Raw genomic sequence first — 16,026 nt, forward strand, 5'->3', positions numbered from 1 at the left:
ACGTCCACCCCTCCCCCAGGCACCGATCCCGATTGCTGTCCCGATCGTCGTTCAGTCGCCGAGGAACTCCTTGACCACCCGCTTGGGTGCCCGCGAGATCCACGCCTCGACGAGAATCTCGTCCAACTCGGCCGGGTCGAGTTCCTCCAGGCGAATCAGTACAGCCGGATACCCGTCGAAGTGCGAGGTCGTGAAGTAGACCGCCGGATCGTCGGCGATGAGCGCGTGCTTGGCGCCCTCGTCGGCCACGCGGACCGCGAGCACTACTCCGCGCGGCGCCCTGTCCCCCAGTTCGGCCAGGTCCCGGGTGCGTAGGGGCCGTTCCCAGGCGAAGGCCTTGTCGCGCACCGAAAAGCCCCGGTACGCCTCCGCGCCAACGGTCGATTCGCTCGTCTCCGGCAGTGCGAGCGCGCGCTCGCGGACGTCATCCCAGGTGGCCATGCCACGACTCTAGGCACTCCCGGGCCCGAGGAGCGCCATTTGATCGATCTCGTCGCACCAGGGCAGTCGCGCCGCGGGTATCGCGCCTTTCGGCTCGGCTCTGGACTCAGTAGGGCGGCTGGAGCCGTACCCGTGCATCATCGAGATCGAAGGTGGCCGACGGGTAGTTCAGGCCGAGTTCTTCGAGGGTTTCGGTGAGCAGTTGCCCGATGGCCCAATTGCGGTACCACTTCGCGTCGCTGGGAACGATGTACCAGGGCGCGGCGTCGGTGGACGTCGCGGCGATCGCGTGGGCGTAGGCAGCTTGGTAGTCCGACCAATAGGCACGCTCGTCGATGTCGCCTGGATTGAACTTCCAGTACTTGGTCGGATCGTCCAGCCGGGCCAGCAGCCGTGCGCGTTGTTCGGCGTAGCTGATGTGCAGGAAGCATTTGACGACCACGGTGCCGTCCTCGCCCAGGCCACGCTCGAAGGCATTGATCTGTTCGATGCGCTCGGCTGCGGTGGCCTCGTCGATCCACTCGTGGACGCGGGTGATCACGACGTCTTCGTAGTGCGAGCGGTTGAAGACCCCGATCAGGCCCGGCGCGGGCAGCGCCTTGCGGATCCGCCAGAGGAAGTGGTGTGCCGCCTCCTCCGGGGTGGGCTTCTTGAATGACTTGATGTTGACTCCCGCTGGACCGACGAGCCCGATGACGTGTTTGACCACGCCGTCCTTGCCGGAGGTGTCCATGCCCTGCAGGACGAGCAACACCCGGCGCCGGTCCCCGGCCGTGCCGTTGGCGAACAGCCGTTCCTGCAGGCTCGCCAAGCGCGGGCCGGAATCGAGGAGGTCCTGCGCCGTCTTGGTCTTGTTGCCGGGTGCATGCGGCTTGGCCGTCGTGTCGTATCCCAGCAGGTTCAGCGGGCCGGGCTTCACCCGAAGCGCGTCCCGCAGGTCGTTCGTCTTCGCTGCCGCCTTGGACTGGGGGCCGGACTCGGGCCCAGACTCTGGGCCGGACTCTGGGCGGGGGTCGGAGTTCGCCATGGCGTAACCCTAGTGCCCTGAGCCACGGTGAGGGCCGCACGGACGGGGGTGAGGTTTGTTGACGACCGGCTGTGTTGAGATGGACCGCATGCGAAGCCTGATTCCGGCCGATCCCTCATTGCCGCCCGCCGAGTTCGACCTGCACGGCCACTACGCCCATGACTGGATCGAGCAAGGTGGAGTCCGGGCCAACTTCGTCGCGAGCATCGACGGAGCGGCCACGACGGCCGGGCTCTCGCGGGGACTGCAGACTCCAGGGGACAACCGGGTGTTCGCCGCGCTCCGCGACCTCGCCGACGTCGTCCTGGTCGGCGCGGCTACCGCACAGGCCGAGAGCTACTCCCCCGCCCGGCCCTCCACCGAACGCGCAGCGACCCGGCAACGCTACGGACTGCGGCCGGCGCCGGCGATCGCGGTGGTTTCCGCCAGTCTCTCGGTGGATCTGTCGACTCCCTTGTTCCGAGGCGCCGATCCCGAGCATCCGACGCTGGTCGTCACCGGCTCGTCCGGTCCGATCTCGCGGCGCACCGACATCGTCGACCTGGCCAGTGGTCCGGACCTGGCTCCGGGTTCGGTCGCCCTCATCGACGCCGGGTCGACTCCGAACGGCGACGTCGATCTGGTGGCGGCGGTCGCTCAGCTCACCGAACTCGGTTATCGCCGCATCCTGTGCGAGGGCGGCCCGCGGCTGCTCGGCTCGGCTACCGCCCGCGGCGTCGTGGACGAGCTGTGCCTGACGGTCTCGCCGATGCTGGTGGGTCCGGGCGGATCCCGAATCGTGGCCGGCCCTGACTGGAGCGCCGATCTGCTGCCCCAACTGCGCCTGGTCGGCCTGCTGGAGGAGGACGACGCACTGTTCTGCCGGTACCGGATCCAGCGCTGAGTGCCGCGTCCCGTGCGCGACGTGCTGGTTGCACCGGGTGCGGTGCCAGAATGAGCCGATGAAGTTGCCGATCATGCCGCCGGTCGCACCGATGCTGGCCAAGTCCGTACCGACCATTCCGGCCGGAGCGTCCTACGAACCGAAATGGGACGGTTTCCGTAGCATCATTTTCCGCGACGGCGACGATGTCGAATTCGGCAGCCGCAACGAGAAGCCGATGACCCGCTACTTCCCTGAACTGGTTGCGGCGGTGAAGGCGGAGCTGCCGCAACGGTGCGTGCTGGACGGCGAGATCGTCGTCGCCACCGACGCCGGACTCGACTTCGATGCCCTCCAGCAACGCATCCACCCGGCGGTGTCGCGGGTGACGATGTTGAGCGAGAAGACGCCGGCGTCCTTCATCGCCTTCGATCTGCTCAGCCTCGGGGACGAGGACTACACCGGCAGGCCGTTCGCCGAACGCCGAGCCGCGCTGGAGGCCGCCCTCGCCGGCGTGAACTCCCCCATCCACCTGACGCCGACCACCACCGACGTCGCCGAGGCCCAGCGGTGGTTCGTGGAGTTCGAGGGTGCCGGGCTCGACGGCGTGATCGCCAAGCCACTCACGGGCACATACCAGCAGGACAAGCGGACGATGTTCAAGATCAAGCACGTCCGGACCGCTGACTGCGTGCTGGCCGGGTTCCGCTGGCACAAGGGCTCGACCGAGGCCGCACCCCTCGTCGGCTCCCTGCTGCTGGGCTTGTACGAGCAGGGCAGGCTGCAGCACGTCGGAGTGGTGGGTGCCTTCACGGCGCTGCGGCGCGCAGAGCTGGTCCAGGAACTGGCGCCGTTGATGCTGGCCGACGGCGAGGATCATCCGTGGCAGGAATGGGCGAGTGCCGAAGCTCATCAGGGCCAGCGACTGCCGGGCAGCGTCAGCCGCTGGAACGCGACCAAGGACCTGTCGTTCGTCCCGTTGCGGCCCGAGCGCGTGCTCGAGGTCAAGTACGAACACATGGAGGGAAGCCGCTTCCGGCACCTGGCTCATTTCGTCCGTTGGCGCGATGACCGAACGCCTGGATCGTGCACGTACGAACAGCTCGAGCAACCGCTCACCTTCGCGTTGCACGACATCGTGCCCGGCCTGGGCAGCGATCAAGCGGGTCTCGGCTGAGCAACGACTCGGCAACGGGACCGAGATGCCCACCTTGGACCGGTAATCTCGGTCGGTGCTCACAAGACGTCCCCACCGCCGCCGCGTCGCGCCTTCCCTCGCCGTCGTCGTCGTGGCGCTGTCGCTGGTCACCGCTTGTACCAAGTCCGGTAAGAACACCACTCCGTCGTCATCGGTGACGTCATCGGCGATGGGCAGCGGAGCAGGGTCGTCCTCCCCGAGTCAGAGCCCGAGCCCCACGTCCAGCCAGGTAGCCGCGCTGAAATTCTCCGACTGCACCGGGCAGTTCCAGACCGCGATCGCGAGCGACCGTGCCCTGGCGATGAGCTTCTTCTGCGGCAAGTTGCCGGTTCCGGTGGACTACCGCCAGCCCGGCGGCAAGACCATCGACCTGTTCGTCCTCAAAGTTCACTACCGCCAGCAAAAGGCCTCCGACCGGATCGGTTCGCTGCTCGTCAATCCGGGCGGTCCCGGAGGATCGGGTGTGAATCTGGCGGCAAGCCTGGTGGCCGAACTGAGTACCAACGTCTTCGCCCACTTCGACCTGATCGGTTTCGACCCGCGTGGGGTCAGCCTGTCGGCGCCCGTGGAATGCATGAGCGATGCGCAGAAGGACAAGCTGCTGGCATCGAACCCGAACACGAGAACAGCAGCAGGCAGGGCGACGGCTCGCAAACTCGCCGCCGGCATAGTCAAGTCGTGCGTGACCAAGTACGGCTCGATGCTCAAGGACTACAACACCGAGGAGACGGCTCGCGACATGGACGTCATCCGACAAGCAGTCGGTGACGACAAGCTCAACTATCTGGGCTACTCCTACGGCACCCGGCTCGGCGCGGTGTACGCCCACCTGTTTCCGAACACGGTGCGGGTCGCCGTGCTCGACGGCGCGGTCGATCCGGTCGCCACCGAACTCAACAGTGACGAAGCGCAGATCAAGGGTTTCGAATCGGCCTTCGACCAGTTCGCCGCGGACTGCCGTAACCGGCCCGCCTGCGCTGTGCTCGGCAATCCACGCAAGGTCGTCATCGGGTTGATGAAATCAGCCGACGTGTCACCGATTCCCTCGAGCAAACAGGGGGAAACCCGCAAGGCGACCGGCGGCCTGGTCATGCTCGGCGTGCTCTCCGCGCTCTACGATCAGAGCGAGTGGCCGACGTTGGGAGACGCCCTGATCAAGGCCACCAGGGGTGACTCGGCTGGGCTGCTGGCCCTGGGCGACAACTACAGCGGCCGCGATTCCACCGGCCACTACGCCAACATCCTGGACGCCAACCTGGCCGTGAACTGCAACGACTCGACCCTCAGGGTGACCGACAGCCTGGTCGCGACCAAGGCGGCGGAGTGGGTCAGCAAGTATCCGATCTTCGGAAACAACGCCGCCTCGTCGTTGTACGCCTGCTACGGCTGGCCCACCTCGGGGCATCCGCTCCCACCGGCGACCGCCACGACCGCGCCGCCGATCCTGGTCGTGGGAACGGTGCATGACCCGGCCACGCCATTCAAGGCGACGTCCGTCCTGGCCAAGACCCTCGGTGTGGGCACGGTTCTCAGCTGGGACGGCGAAGGGCACACGGCCTATCCCAAGACGCCATGTATCACGGGCAAAGTCGACAGCTACCTCATCACCGCGAAGATCCCGACGGACGACAGCTGCCCAGCACGGTAATCGCGGCGCCGCGCCAAGGGGTGCCTTGGGCGTGCCTTGGGCCTGCCCGGGCCTCCGCGGAGACCGGGCGGCGGCCCAACGGTCCTATTCCAGCTCGATCGGTGTTGGGCCGGTGCCGGCCGCCGGGCGGGTGCGCGCCCGGCTGGGTTGCACGCGCAGCGGCTCACCTTCCTGCTTGGGAAACTGCGGCGGATAGGGAGCATCGGCGATGCCGAGTTCGTGCTCGTCCCGCTCGGCCCAGTCGAGCAACGGTTGTATAGACCATCGATGGTCATCGATGCCGGCGTGGACGTCCCCCAACTCGGCAAAGCGCGCCGGCATCGACGCGACCGTGAAGTCGCCCATCTCGGCCTCGCCGAGCTCCTGCCAGGTCACCGGTGCCGAGACTTGCGCGCTCGGCGATGCACGCACGGAGTAGGCCGAGGCGATCGTCCGATCGCGGGCGTTCTGGTTGTAGTCAAGGAAGATCTGTTCCCCACGCTCTTCCTTCCACCACGCGGTCGTCACGAGTTCGGGCACCCGGCGCTCTACCTCGCGCGCAAACGCCAGCGCGGCTTTGCGGACCTCCCGAAAGCCGAAGCCGGGCTCGATGCGGACATAGACGTGGATGCCACGCTTGCCGGACAGCTTCGGCCACCCCAGCGCCCCGAGTTCGTCGAGCAGTTCGTGCACCACGACCGCAACCTTCTTCGCCTCAGCCAGCCCGGTGCCCGGCTGCGGATCGAGGTCGATGCGAAGCTCGTCGGGGTGCTCGGTGTCGGCACGACGCGAGGGCCACGGGTGAAACTCGACCGTCGACATCTGCACCGCCCAGACCACGCTCGCCAGTTCGGTCACGCAGAGCTCGTCCGCGGTGCGCCCGGACGGAAACGCCACCTGAGCCGTTTCCACCCACTCGGGGGCGCCCTTGGGCAACCGCTTCTGGTAGATCCGTTCGCCCTCGGCACCGTCGGGGAAGCGGTGCAGCATGCACGGCCGTTCCCGCAACGCGCGCAGGATGCCGTCGCCGACGGCCATGTAGTAATGGGCCAGGTCGAGCTTGGTGATCCCGGCCGCGGGGAAATAGAGCCGGTCCGGGTTGGAGATGCGGACGGTCCGGCCGGCGACGTCGACCTCGGTGAACGGCGAAGGCATGTCAGAAGGCTAGCGTGCGGCGATGGTCGACGTGGCTCTCAGCGGCAGGCATGCTGAACCCATGCCATCGACGCCCGGCCCCTCGGACCTTCCCGAGGAGAGTCCTGCCAACGCCGACGCCCGTGCCAACGTCAGCGCCGGCAACGATGCGCAGCGTCGCTCGGAGGAACTGCGGGCGCGGCTGCGAACCCCGTTGCCGCAGGTCAGCTCTCGGGCCGAGATCGTCTATCTGGACCCGCGCCGCGACCGGCCCGTCAGCCAGTACTCACCTGAGGGCGAGATTCGCATGATGGGTGAGTTCGCCGCGGGGCTGAGCCGCCACCGATCGGTGTCCAGGCCGATGGCCTACGGTCTGGTCATCATCGTGCTGCTGCCGATCCTGCTGAGCGCGCTCGCTCTGATCCTCGGGATGCTCTGAGACGCTCGAGCCACGCCCGCCGACCCGATCCCGCTCGGTACTGTCGAGCTATGACCACTGCATCGACCGGTTCCACGCCGCCCGTCGCCAAGACGGACGAGCAATGGCGTGCCGAACTGTCTCCCGCCGAGTACGCAGTCCTGCGCCAGGCCGCTACCGAGCGCCCCTACACCGGTGAGTACACCGACAACCACCGTGTCGGGGTCTACTCGTGCCGGGCCTGCGGCAGCGAGCTGTTCCGTTCTGCCGAGAAGTTCGACTCGCACTGCGGATGGCCGAGCTTCTTCTCACCACTGGCCGGCGACCAGATCATCGAGCGCGTCGACACCACAATGGGAATGCGGCGAGTCGAGGTGGTGTGCGCGCGGTGCCACAGCCACCTCGGCCACGTCTTCGAGGGTGAGGGCTACGGCACTCCGACGGATCTGCGTTACTGCATCAACTCGATCAGCCTGAGCTTCGCCGAGCAGGACGCCACCCAATAGCGGCCACCGAGCAGCGGCTATCGCCGTCCGCCGCCCGGAGCCCGGGCGGGCTAGGGAAGGGCATCGACCAGTTCGGCGACGCTGCGCCGGCGTCCGGTGTAGAACGGCACTTCCTCGCGCACGTGCAGCCGCGCGCGCGAGCCACGCAGGTGCCGCATCAGATCCACGATCCGGTGTAGCTCGTCGGCCTCGAACGCCAAGATCCACTCGTAGTCGTTCAGGGCGAAGGACGCGACCGTGTTCGCGCGCACGTCGGGGAAGCCCCGCGCCATCTGGCCGTGTTCGGACAACAGTTCGCGCCGTTCGCCGTCGTCGAGCAGGTACCAGTCGTAGGACCGGATGAACGGGTAGACGCAGACGTAGTCGCGCGCGACTTCCTCGGCGAGGAACGCGGGGACGTGACTCTTGTTGAACTCCGCGGGCCGGTGCAACGCCATCACCGACCAGACCGGACGCAGCCGGCGACCGAGGCCGCTGCGGCGGAATCGTGCGTAGGCCGACTGCAGCTCCTCCGCCGTCGAGGCATGCCACCACACCATCAGCTCGGCGTCGGCCCGCAGCGCGGAGACGTCGTAAACGCCGCGAACGATGATGTCCGCGGCCCGGAACTCGGCGAACAGATCCTCGACCTCGGCGGCCAGCTTCACGCGGTCCTCGTCCCCGATCGGGTCCGCGACCGCGAACACCGACCACGCGGTGTAGCGGAGGAGTTGGTTCAGTTCGCGCGCTTGCTTGCCGTCGACCATGTCTTCATTGTGCCGACTGCGAGATCGACCGCAGCACCTGGTCGGCCGCGGTGTGAGCTGACCCGATGGTGGCCGCAATCCCGACACCGTCGTACGCGGCGCCGCAGACTGCAAGGCCCGACACCTCGGCGACTGCCGCGCGGATTCTGGCCACTCGTCCGAGGTGACCCGGCGCGTACTGCGGGAGGCCGGCCCCCCATCGCTGGACGTGCACGTCGACGGGCGGGGTCAAGGCGCCCGCGACCAGTGCGAGTTCGCGCCGCACGATGCCGACGAGTTCGTCGTCCGGGCGCTGCAGGTCGCGCTCCTCGTGGGCCCGTCCGAGCGAGGCGCGCAACAAGGTCCGCTTGCCGCCCAGGCCCGGCCACTTCACGCTGGAAAAGGTCATCGCCTTGCTGGCCAGTCCTTCGACTGCCGGGATGAGCACCCCGCTGGCGCTGGGCAGTCCCAATGCGGCGGGACCGCCGTCGAAGGCAAGGGTGACGATGGCCATGCTGGCGTAGTCGATCCCGGCGAGTTCGGCACCGGCGCCCGGCGCCAGATCGGCCAGCAGGACGGCGGCTTTGGCTGCGGGGACGGCAACGACCACCGCGTCGGCATCAAGCGCCTCCGGCGCGGCACGGGAGCCCGTCACGATGCGGAATCCGCTGGGCGTCCGGTGCAACTGGCGGACGGTGGTTGCGCATCTGACATCCAGACCCGCAGCCAGGTGCTCGGGCAACCGGGCCAGCCCGTCGGCCAGCGATGCGAACACCGGCCCACCCGGCGGCGCGGTGCCGGCGGCTGCGGTCCGGGCCGTGGCCTCGGTCAGCGTGCGAGCGCCCTCGTCGAACTGCCGGGCCAGCGCGGGCATCGCGGCCCGCAGCGAGATCTCGTGTGCGTGGCCGGCGTAGACCCCGCCCAGCAGAGGATCGACGAGTCGCTGGACGACCTCCTCGCCGAACCGGTCCGCGACCAGATCGCCCACGGAGGTGTCACCGTCCAGGACCACCGGAGCGCGGGCCGCCTCCCCCGCAATGAGACGCAGCGTTTCCTGCGAGAGCAGCCCAGAGTCCGGCAACGCGGCCAGGTCGGCTGGAACCCCGAGCACCGTTCCGGCGGGCAGGCGGCGATTGGTGCCGCGGTTGCGCAGCAGCGCCGGGACCGCGTTCGGATGCCTGACCTCCCCATTCAGCCCGAGCCGGTCGAACAGGGCCAGGGCCTCCGGCCGACGTGCGAGCACCGACTCGGCCCCGACATCGATCCACTCCCCCGCGATCTGCCTCCGAACCAGCTTCCCGCCCGGGTGGTCGGCGGCCTCCAGGACGATGACGTCCAGGGCCGGGTCCTCGTCGAGCAGGCGGCGTGCAGCGCTGAGTCCCGCGATGCCGGCCCCGACCACGACGACTGTGCTCATGGACTACAGCGAATGGACGAGTTCGACGACTCGGGTGAGCATTTCGGGATCGGTGTCGGGCAGCACCCCGTGTCCGAGGTTGAAGATGTGCCCGGGCGCCCGGCGTCCTTCCGAGACGATCCGGCGGACCTCCCGCTCGACGACGTGCCAGTCCGCGAACAACAATGCGGGGTCGAGGTTGCCCTGCACCGCGACCGTTCCGCCGATTCGCCGTGCCGCCTCGTCGAGCGGGGTCCGCCAATCGACACCGACCACGCTCGCGCCGGCATCGCGCATGGCCGCCAGCAGCTCGCCCGTCCCTACCCCGAAGTGAATCTTCGGGACGTCGTAATCGGCGATCGCGGCGAAGACATCCTGCGAATGCGGCAGCACGAACGCGCGATAGTCGGCCTCGGACAGCCCGCCCGCCCACGAGTCGAACAGCTGAACCGCCGATGCGCCGGCTGCCAGCTGGGTGAGCAGGAACGTCGCCGAGATGTCGGCAAGCGTGCTCAGGAGGCGATGCCAGGTGGCCGGGTCCGAATGCATCAGGGCCTTCGTGCGGGCGTGATCCTTCGACGGCCCGCCTTCGATCAGGTAGCTGGCCAAGGTGTACGGGGCGCCGGCGAAACCGATGAGGGGGACGCCGTCGAGTTCGCAGACCAATCGCTGCACCGACTCGGTGATGTCGGGTATCTGCTCGGCCGACAGCCGCGGCATGGCCTCGACATCGGCGGCCGAACGCACCGGCGACGCCACGACCGGGCCTACGCCGGCCACGATCTCGATGTCGATGCCGGCGGCCTGCAGCGGGACGACGATGTCGGAGAAGAAGATCGCCGCGTCCACCCCGTGGCGACGGACCGGCTGCAGCGTGATCTCGGTGACGAGGTCCGGCGTGCGGCACGATTCCAGCATCCCGGTCCCGACCCGGAGCGCGCGGTACTCCGGTAGCGACCGCCCGGCCTGGCGCATGAACCAGACCGGCGGGTGGGCAACCTGCTCGCCTCGGGCCGCTCGGACGAGCAGACTGGGGGCTGGGTCCCTGCCGTCGGGTGAGCAGGCAGGTGTGGGGCTTGAATTCTCGGTCGCGGACATCGCCGCCCATGCTGTCACGCCGATGGGACGGCTGCGACCGGCAGGTGGCCGGCTGCGGCGCGCCTCACTCGCCGAGGGTTGGCGCCGTGCGAAGTTCCTTCGCAGCAGGCCGTATGCGGGAGGTAGGACGAGACATGGTGCCGGACTCAGGGCTGACGCTGAGCGCGGGCGAGTCGTCGATCAACATCGACGACGACGCCGTCCCGAGCACCGCTCCGGAGCCGTTCCGTCACGCGGTGGAGACGTTGCTGCGGGTTCCGCTGCGGCGCGAAGCGGTACTCGAACGCATCCGTCCGCCGCAGCGACTGGCCCCGTGGTCCTTCGCGGTTGCCGTCGATCTGGACGGTCCGGCGGAGGAGAACAGCTCCACCGGTCGGCTCGTGGTGCTGTACGACCCCGAAGGCACCGAGGCTTGGGACGGCGAGCTTCGTCTGGTGGCCTATGCCCAAGCCGACCTGTCCTCGGACATGGCCAACGATCCGTTGCTGCCCGAAGTCGGCTGGAGCTGGCTGCTGGAGGCCCTGCAGCTGCGAGCGGCGGCTCACACGGCGGTGGGCGGCACGGTCACGCACACCACGTCCACCCGCTTCGGTGACCTGCACGGCCCACGCAGCACGACTCAGCTGGAGCTGCGCGGTTCCTGGACGGCGACGGAGACCGATCTGACCAGCCACCTGCTGGCTTTCGTCGACCTGCTGTCGCTGGCGGCCGGCCTGCCGCCCGAAGGCGTGGTCGTCCTCGGTGACCGGTGATGTGACACCGGCCGATGCGCACGACTCGGCGTCGGCCGAGACCGAACCGGTTCTGCTCCGCTCTCCGCGCGAGGGCACACCGAGGCCACTGACCACGGCCGCTGATCTGGCCGAGGCCGTGTCGAGGATCGCGGCCGGGACGGGCCCGGTGGCCTTGGACGCCGAACGCGCATCGGGTTACCGCTACAGCCAGCGTGCCTATCTGGTTCAGCTGAGGCGTGCGGGCACCGGAACTCTGCTGATCGATCCGATCGCGCTGCCTGACCTCAGCTCGGTGAAGGAGGCCATCGGCGATGCGGAGTGGATCCTGCACGCCGCGAACCAGGACCTACCGTGCCTGGAAGAAATCGGCTTGCGTCCGGCCCGCCTGTTCGACACCGAGCTGGTCGGGCGCCTGCTCGGTTCCGAACGGGTCGCCCTGGGCACGATGCTGGAGCGCTACGTCGGCATCTCGCTGGAGAAGGGGCACTCCGCCGCGGACTGGTCGACCCGACCCCTTCCGGACTCCTGGCTGGACTACGCCGCCCTCGACGTGGAGTTGCTGTTGGAGCTTCGGGATGTCCTGCTCGCCGAGCTCGAGGCGTCCGGCAAGCTCGAGTGGGCCGCACAGGAGTGTGAGGCGGTACGGCTGGCGCCACCAGCACCGCCGCGGGCCGAACCATGGCGACGAATCTCGGGAATCCACGCCATCCGCAATCGTCGCCAACTGGCAATCGCACGGGCGATGTGGGAGGCCCGGGACCGCCGGGCCGCCGAGCGCGACATCGCGAGCGGGCGGGTGTTGCCCGATGCCGCGATCGTCGCCGCGATCCGCGCCAATCCGAAGACCATGCCGGAGCTGGCCGCTCTCCCGGTTTTCGCCGGGCCGCGCCAACGTCAGCTGACCGGGTACTGGTTCCGCGCGCTGGAGGCGGGCAGGCGCACGCCCGAGGACGAGCTGCCCATGGTGTCGCAACCGCTCACCGATCCGGATGCGATGCCGGCACCGGCTCGCTGGCGCGACCGCGATCCCGCCGCCGCCGTCCGCCTGGCGGCGGTCAAGGACGTGGTCGCCGATACCGCGGAACGGTTCACCGTCGTGGGGCAGAACCTGCTTGCGGGCGACGTCGGCCGCCGGCTGGCCTGGCGTCCCCCGTCGCCGCCTACGTCCGAGGTCGTCGCCTCTCGGCTGAGCGAGCTCGGTGCGCGGCCCTGGCAGATCGACCTGCTGGCCGACGGACTTGCCGAGGCGCTGAGTCGACCGGTGGAGACGACGCCGACCGAGGCTGGCGTCGATGTCCAGACCAACGACGAGCAGAGCGACGTCCAGACCAACGACGAGCAGAGCGACGCCTCCCCGAGCTGAGCCTGTAGTGGGCTGAGCCTGCAGTGGGCTGAACCGGGCGGCACTGGGTTTCGTCCAGATCACAGTGGGCGCGTCTCTGTTCGCGGGCCGTCAGCGGCTACAGTTAAGTTACTGGCTGGTAACACGGGCCGGGCACCAACGCTGACGCCAAGTTCAGGGAGATCGCTGTGACCGGAAGACAAGTCAAGGACGTCGTCTTCGTCGACGGGGCCCGGACCCCGTTCGGCAAGGCCGCCAAGGGGATGTATGCCGAGACCAGGGCCGATGACCTCATCGTCGCGGTGATCCGCGAACTCGTGCGCCGCCATCCCGAACTTCCCGCCGAGCGCATCGACGAGGTTGCCATCGCGGCGACCACCCAGATCGGAGATCAGGGTCTGACCATCGGCCGGGTGGCGACGCTGCTGGCCGGTCTGCCGAAGTCCGTCCCGGGTTACGCCATCGATCGGATGTGTGCCGGTGGCATGACCGCGGTGACGACGGTGGCCGGCTCCATCGCCTTCGGTGCCTACGACGTGGCCATCGCCGGCGGCGTCGAGCACATGGGCCGGCACCCGATGGGTGAGTCGGCCGATCCGAACCCCCGGTTCCTGTCCGACAAGCTCGTCGACCTGTCGGCGCTGTCGATGGGCGCGACCGCCGAGAACCTGCACGATCGGTTCCCGCAGCTGACTCGGGAGCGGTCCGACCGTTACGCCCTGCGCAGCCAGGAGAAGGTCGCCAAGGCCTACGCCGAAGGCAAGATCCAGCCCGACCTCGTCCCGGTCGCGACGCGATCGGCCGAGTCTGGTTGGGGCCTGGCGGTCAAGGACGAACCCCCACGCCCGGGCACCACGCTGGCCGACCTCGCCGGGCTCAAGACCCCGTTCCGTCCCCACGGCCGAGTCACGGCCGGAAATGCCGCGGGCCTCAACGACGGCGCGACCGCGTGCATCCTCGCCTCGGCGGAGGCGGCAGCCGAACTGGGGTTGCCGGCGAAGATGAGGCTCGTCGGCTACGGCTTCGCCGGTGTCGACCCCGAGGTGATGGGGGTAGGTCCCATCCCGTCCACCGAGCGCGCCTTCCGCTCGACCGGACTGAGCATCGACGACATCGGTCTGTTCGAACTCAACGAAGCCTTCGCCGTCCAGGTCCTGGCCTTCCTGGATCACTACGGAATCGACGATGACGACCCGCGGGTGAATCCCTACGGTGGCGCGATCGCGCTCGGTCATCCGCTGGCCTCATCCGGCGTACGGCTGATGACCCAGCTGGCGCGGCAGTTCGCCGAACACCCGCAGGTGCGCTACGGCCTGACGGCCATGTGCGTCGGCTTCGGCCAGGGCGGCAGCGTCATCTGGGAGAACCCGCACTACGACAACGGAGGAAACGCCTGATGAGCACAGCGGCCACGACCACCCCGGACTTCGCCGACGAGGTCGTCACTCGCGCCCTGGTCACCTTCCTCGAGGTTCCCGCACTCGCCGGGGAGCTTGCCCTGATCACGCTGGACAACGGCCACGACCACACCCGGCCCTCCACCTTCGGCCCGGCCGGTCTGCGTTCGCTCGATGCGGCCGTGGACACAGTCACGAACCGCAGCCCCAAGGTGAGCGCCGTGGCGGTGACCGGGAAGCCGTTCATCTTCGCGGTCGGTGCGGACATCACCGGGGTCGGCCTCATCAACGACCGGGAGCAGGCCCTCGCGGTAGCCCGCCAGGGTCACGACGTGTTTGCGCGCATTCGAGACCTGGACGTACCCACCTTCGCCTTCGTCAACGGCGCGGTGATGGGAGGCGGCCTGGAACTGGCTCTGCACTGTGACTACCGGACCGTCTCGAACTCGGCGGCCGCGATCGCGTTCCCCGAATGCTTTCTCGGACTGGTGCCCGGTTGGGGCGGTACCCAGCTGCTGCCGAACCTGATCGGCGCCCGGGCGGCGATCACGGTCATCGTCGAGAACGCGCTCAACCAGAACAAGATGCTCAACCCCAAGCAGGCCACCGACCTGGGCATCTTCGACCAGCGTCTGGACTCGGCCGATTTCCTGGCCGAGTCGTTGCGCTGGGCGGCGCAGGTCCTGTCCGGTCAGGTTGCGATCACGCGGCCGGAGGTGGACCGCGGTGACGGCTGGGACAGTGCCGTGCTCGCCGGCCGGGCGTTCGTCGACCTCAAGGTCGCCGGAGCGGCGCCGGCCCCCTATCGTGCCCTCGATCTGATAGCCCTCGCCAAGACCGCGGACTTTGCGACCGGAACCGCGGCCGAGGACGACGCGCTCGCCGACCTGATCATGACCGACGAGCTGCGGGCCGGGCTGTACGCCTTCGATCTGGTCAACAAGCGGGCCAAACGCCCGGCCGGCGCCCCCGACAAGTCGCTGGCGCGCAAGCTCACGAAGGTCGGCATCGTCGGTGCTGGATTGATGGCCGGACAGATGGCGCTGCTGTTCGCCCGCCGGCTGGAAGTTCCGGTCGTTCTGACCGACCTGGACCAAACCCGCCTCGACCGCGGCGTGGGCTACGTGCACTCCGAGATCGATCAGCTGCTGGCCAAACGGCGGATCAACCCGGACAAGGCCAACCGGCTCAAGGACCTGGTCACCGGCTCGCTCACCAAGGACGCCTTTGCCGACGCCGACTTCGTGATCGAAGCCGTCTTCGAGGAGATGTCGATCAAGCGGGCCGTGTTCGAGGATCTGGAGCAGTACGTCAAGCCCGACGCGATTCTGGCGACCAACACCTCGTCCCTGTCGATCACCGAGATGGCCCAAGGGCTGAGCAATCCGGAGCGCGTCGTCGGCTTCCACTTCTTCAACCCCGTAGCGATCATGCCGCTGGTCGAGATCGTGAGGGGCGAGCAGACGGACGAGCCGTCGCTGGCCACGGCCTTCGCCCTCGCCAAGCAGTTGAAGAAGACCGCGGTCGGCGTCAAGGACTCCCCCTCGTTCATCGTCAACCGGCTGCTCGGCCGGTTCATGGGCGAGGTGAGCCGCGTCGTCGACGAGGGGACACCGATCCAGGTCGCCGACGCCTCCGTCGGGGGGCTGGCCCCCATGGCTCCGTTCGTGTTGCTCGCCCTCGTCGGTCCGGCCATCGCGCTGCACAACGCCGAGACCCTGCACGCCGCCTTCGGCGACCGGTTCTACGTCTCGGACAACCTTCGCAGGATCGTCGAACTCGGCAAACCCGGGATCTACCTGTGGGACTCGGGCAAGCCGGAGGTGGACCCCGAGCTCGCTGGGGTGTTCCAGACCGATCGGAATCCGGTCGAGCTGAGTCCGTCCGAAGTTCGCGAACGTGTGCTGCGGGCACTGGCCGAGGAAGCTCGGCTGATGCTGGACGAGGGTGTCGCGGCGGAGCCACAGGATCTCGACCTGGCGATGATCACGGGAGCGGGGTTCTCCTTCTTCAACGGTGGTCTGACCCCACTGCTGGACCGTACCGGCACCTCGGAGTCGGTAACCGGCCACCGCTTCCTGCCCTCCGGCACAGCAAACGTCGCCGGCGTGCCGCACTGAC

Annotated in this window: 15 protein-coding genes; 9 read left to right on the forward strand and 6 right to left on the reverse strand. The window is 68.5% G+C overall.

What is annotated here, in order from left to right:
• Positions 1-51 precede the first annotated feature (51 nt).
• Positions 52-441, reverse strand: coding sequence for an MmcQ/YjbR family DNA-binding protein (locus tag M6D93_RS10170; RefSeq protein ID WP_249769028.1), 390 nt, complete (start codon positions 439-441; stop codon positions 52-54).
• 106 nt (positions 442-547) lie between these two features.
• The gene (locus tag M6D93_RS10175; protein ID WP_249769029.1) at positions 548-1,468 is read right to left on the reverse strand and encodes a PPK2 family polyphosphate kinase; all 921 of its coding nucleotides are present in this window, start codon (positions 1,466-1,468) and stop codon (positions 548-550) included.
• Positions 1,469-1,556: 88 nt separating this feature from the next.
• On the opposite strand from M6D93_RS10175, the gene M6D93_RS10180 reads away from it, so the two are divergent.
• The 3 genes from M6D93_RS10180 to M6D93_RS10190 are packed head-to-tail and all read left to right on the forward strand — an operon-like array spanning position 1,557 to position 5,176.
• Positions 1,557-2,351, forward strand: a complete 795-nt coding sequence (locus M6D93_RS10180; protein WP_249769030.1) for a pyrimidine reductase family protein — start codon at positions 1,557-1,559, stop codon at positions 2,349-2,351.
• A gap of 58 nt (positions 2,352-2,409) precedes the next feature.
• Positions 2,410-3,507: an ATP-dependent DNA ligase gene (locus M6D93_RS10185; protein ID WP_249769032.1), complete on the forward strand. Its 1,098-nt coding sequence runs from the start codon at positions 2,410-2,412 to the stop codon at positions 3,505-3,507.
• A 55-nt stretch (positions 3,508-3,562) separates the two neighbouring features.
• Positions 3,563-5,176 carry an alpha/beta hydrolase gene (locus M6D93_RS10190; RefSeq protein ID WP_249769034.1) on the forward strand — a complete coding sequence of 538 codons (1,614 nt, stop codon included), beginning with the start codon at positions 3,563-3,565 and terminating at the stop codon, positions 5,174-5,176.
• An 84-nt stretch (positions 5,177-5,260) separates the two neighbouring features.
• Here M6D93_RS10190 and ligD read toward each other — a convergent pair whose 3' ends face one another.
• Positions 5,261-6,310, reverse strand: a complete 1,050-nt coding sequence (gene ligD, locus M6D93_RS10195; RefSeq protein WP_249769035.1) for a non-homologous end-joining DNA ligase — start codon at positions 6,308-6,310, stop codon at positions 5,261-5,263.
• 61 nt (positions 6,311-6,371) lie between these two features.
• Here ligD and M6D93_RS10200 point away from each other — a divergent pair, with 61 nt between their 5' ends.
• Positions 6,372-6,728, forward strand: coding sequence for a hypothetical protein (locus M6D93_RS10200; RefSeq protein WP_249769036.1), 357 nt, complete (start codon positions 6,372-6,374; stop codon positions 6,726-6,728).
• Positions 6,729-6,778: 50 nt separating this feature from the next.
• A complete protein-coding gene (msrB, locus tag M6D93_RS10205) occupies positions 6,779-7,213 on the forward strand; it encodes a peptide-methionine (R)-S-oxide reductase MsrB (RefSeq protein WP_249769037.1) in 435 nt (144 codons plus the stop codon).
• A 50-nt stretch (positions 7,214-7,263) separates the two neighbouring features.
• On the opposite strand, the gene hemQ is transcribed toward msrB, so the two are convergent.
• The 3 genes from hemQ to hemE are packed head-to-tail and all read right to left on the reverse strand — an operon-like array spanning position 7,264 to position 10,432.
• Positions 7,264-7,959 carry a hydrogen peroxide-dependent heme synthase gene (gene hemQ / locus M6D93_RS10210; RefSeq protein WP_249769038.1) on the reverse strand — a complete coding sequence of 232 codons (696 nt, stop codon included), beginning with the start codon at positions 7,957-7,959 and terminating at the stop codon, positions 7,264-7,266.
• 4 nt (positions 7,960-7,963) lie between these two features.
• Positions 7,964-9,355 (reverse strand): protoporphyrinogen oxidase, encoded by a 1,392-nt coding sequence (gene hemG / locus M6D93_RS10215; protein ID WP_249769039.1) that lies wholly within the window; start codon positions 9,353-9,355, stop codon positions 7,964-7,966.
• A gap of 3 nt (positions 9,356-9,358) precedes the next feature.
• Complete coding sequence (gene hemE, locus M6D93_RS10220; RefSeq protein ID WP_249769040.1) at positions 9,359-10,432, reverse strand: uroporphyrinogen decarboxylase; 1,074 nt, start codon at positions 10,430-10,432, stop codon at positions 9,359-9,361.
• Between the two features lie 134 nt (positions 10,433-10,566).
• Here hemE and M6D93_RS10225 point away from each other — a divergent pair, with 134 nt between their 5' ends.
• The 4 genes from M6D93_RS10225 (at position 10,567) to M6D93_RS10240 (ending at position 16,025) form a co-directional block, all read left to right on the forward strand.
• On the forward strand, positions 10,567-11,184 hold the full coding sequence (locus M6D93_RS10225) for a DUF3000 domain-containing protein (RefSeq protein ID WP_249769041.1): 618 nt from the start codon (positions 10,567-10,569) through the stop codon (positions 11,182-11,184).
• The gene (locus M6D93_RS10230) at positions 11,174-12,529 is read left to right on the forward strand and encodes an HRDC domain-containing protein (protein WP_249769042.1); all 1,356 of its coding nucleotides are present in this window, start codon (positions 11,174-11,176) and stop codon (positions 12,527-12,529) included. The genes M6D93_RS10225 and M6D93_RS10230 overlap by 11 nt, the downstream gene beginning before the upstream one ends.
• Positions 12,530-12,771: 242 nt before the next feature.
• Positions 12,772-13,905, forward strand: coding sequence for a thiolase family protein (locus tag M6D93_RS10235; protein WP_430667229.1), 1,134 nt, complete (start codon positions 12,772-12,774; stop codon positions 13,903-13,905).
• The gene (locus M6D93_RS10240) at positions 13,905-16,025 is read left to right on the forward strand and encodes a 3-hydroxyacyl-CoA dehydrogenase NAD-binding domain-containing protein (protein WP_249769044.1); all 2,121 of its coding nucleotides are present in this window, start codon (positions 13,905-13,907) and stop codon (positions 16,023-16,025) included. The genes M6D93_RS10235 and M6D93_RS10240 overlap by 1 nt, the downstream gene beginning before the upstream one ends.
• Position 16,026: the final 1 nt, after the last annotated feature.

Origin of the sequence: Jatrophihabitans telluris, assembly GCF_023516435.1 — a bacterium.
Classification (GTDB): Bacteria; Actinomycetota; Actinomycetes; order Mycobacteriales; family Jatrophihabitantaceae; genus Jatrophihabitans_A; species Jatrophihabitans_A telluris.

Excerpts from the sequence above, each read along its gene's own strand:
- M6D93_RS10170 (WP_249769028.1), bottom strand. The coding sequence starts at position 441 with ATGGCCACCTGGGATGACGTCCGCGAGCGCGCGCTCGCACTGCCGGAG.
- M6D93_RS10175 (WP_249769029.1), bottom strand. The coding sequence starts at position 1,468 with ATGGCGAACTCCGACCCCCGCCCAGAGTCCGGCCCAGAGTCTGGGCCC.
- M6D93_RS10180 (WP_249769030.1), top strand. The coding sequence starts at position 1,557 with ATGCGAAGCCTGATTCCGGCCGATCCCTCATTGCCGCCCGCCGAGTTC.
- M6D93_RS10185 (WP_249769032.1), top strand. The coding sequence starts at position 2,410 with ATGAAGTTGCCGATCATGCCGCCGGTCGCACCGATGCTGGCCAAGTCC.
- ligD (WP_249769035.1), bottom strand. The coding sequence starts at position 6,310 with ATGCCTTCGCCGTTCACCGAGGTCGACGTCGCCGGCCGGACCGTCCGC.
- M6D93_RS10200 (WP_249769036.1), top strand. The coding sequence starts at position 6,372 with ATGCCATCGACGCCCGGCCCCTCGGACCTTCCCGAGGAGAGTCCTGCC.
- msrB (WP_249769037.1), top strand. The coding sequence starts at position 6,779 with ATGACCACTGCATCGACCGGTTCCACGCCGCCCGTCGCCAAGACGGAC.
- hemQ (WP_249769038.1), bottom strand. The coding sequence starts at position 7,959 with ATGGTCGACGGCAAGCAAGCGCGCGAACTGAACCAACTCCTCCGCTAC.
- hemG (WP_249769039.1), bottom strand. The coding sequence starts at position 9,355 with ATGAGCACAGTCGTCGTGGTCGGGGCCGGCATCGCGGGACTCAGCGCT.
- hemE (WP_249769040.1), bottom strand. The coding sequence starts at position 10,432 with ATGTCCGCGACCGAGAATTCAAGCCCCACACCTGCCTGCTCACCCGAC.
- M6D93_RS10225 (WP_249769041.1), top strand. The coding sequence starts at position 10,567 with ATGGTGCCGGACTCAGGGCTGACGCTGAGCGCGGGCGAGTCGTCGATC.
- M6D93_RS10235 (WP_430667229.1), top strand. The coding sequence starts at position 12,772 with ATGTATGCCGAGACCAGGGCCGATGACCTCATCGTCGCGGTGATCCGC.
- M6D93_RS10240 (WP_249769044.1), top strand. The coding sequence starts at position 13,905 with ATGAGCACAGCGGCCACGACCACCCCGGACTTCGCCGACGAGGTCGTC.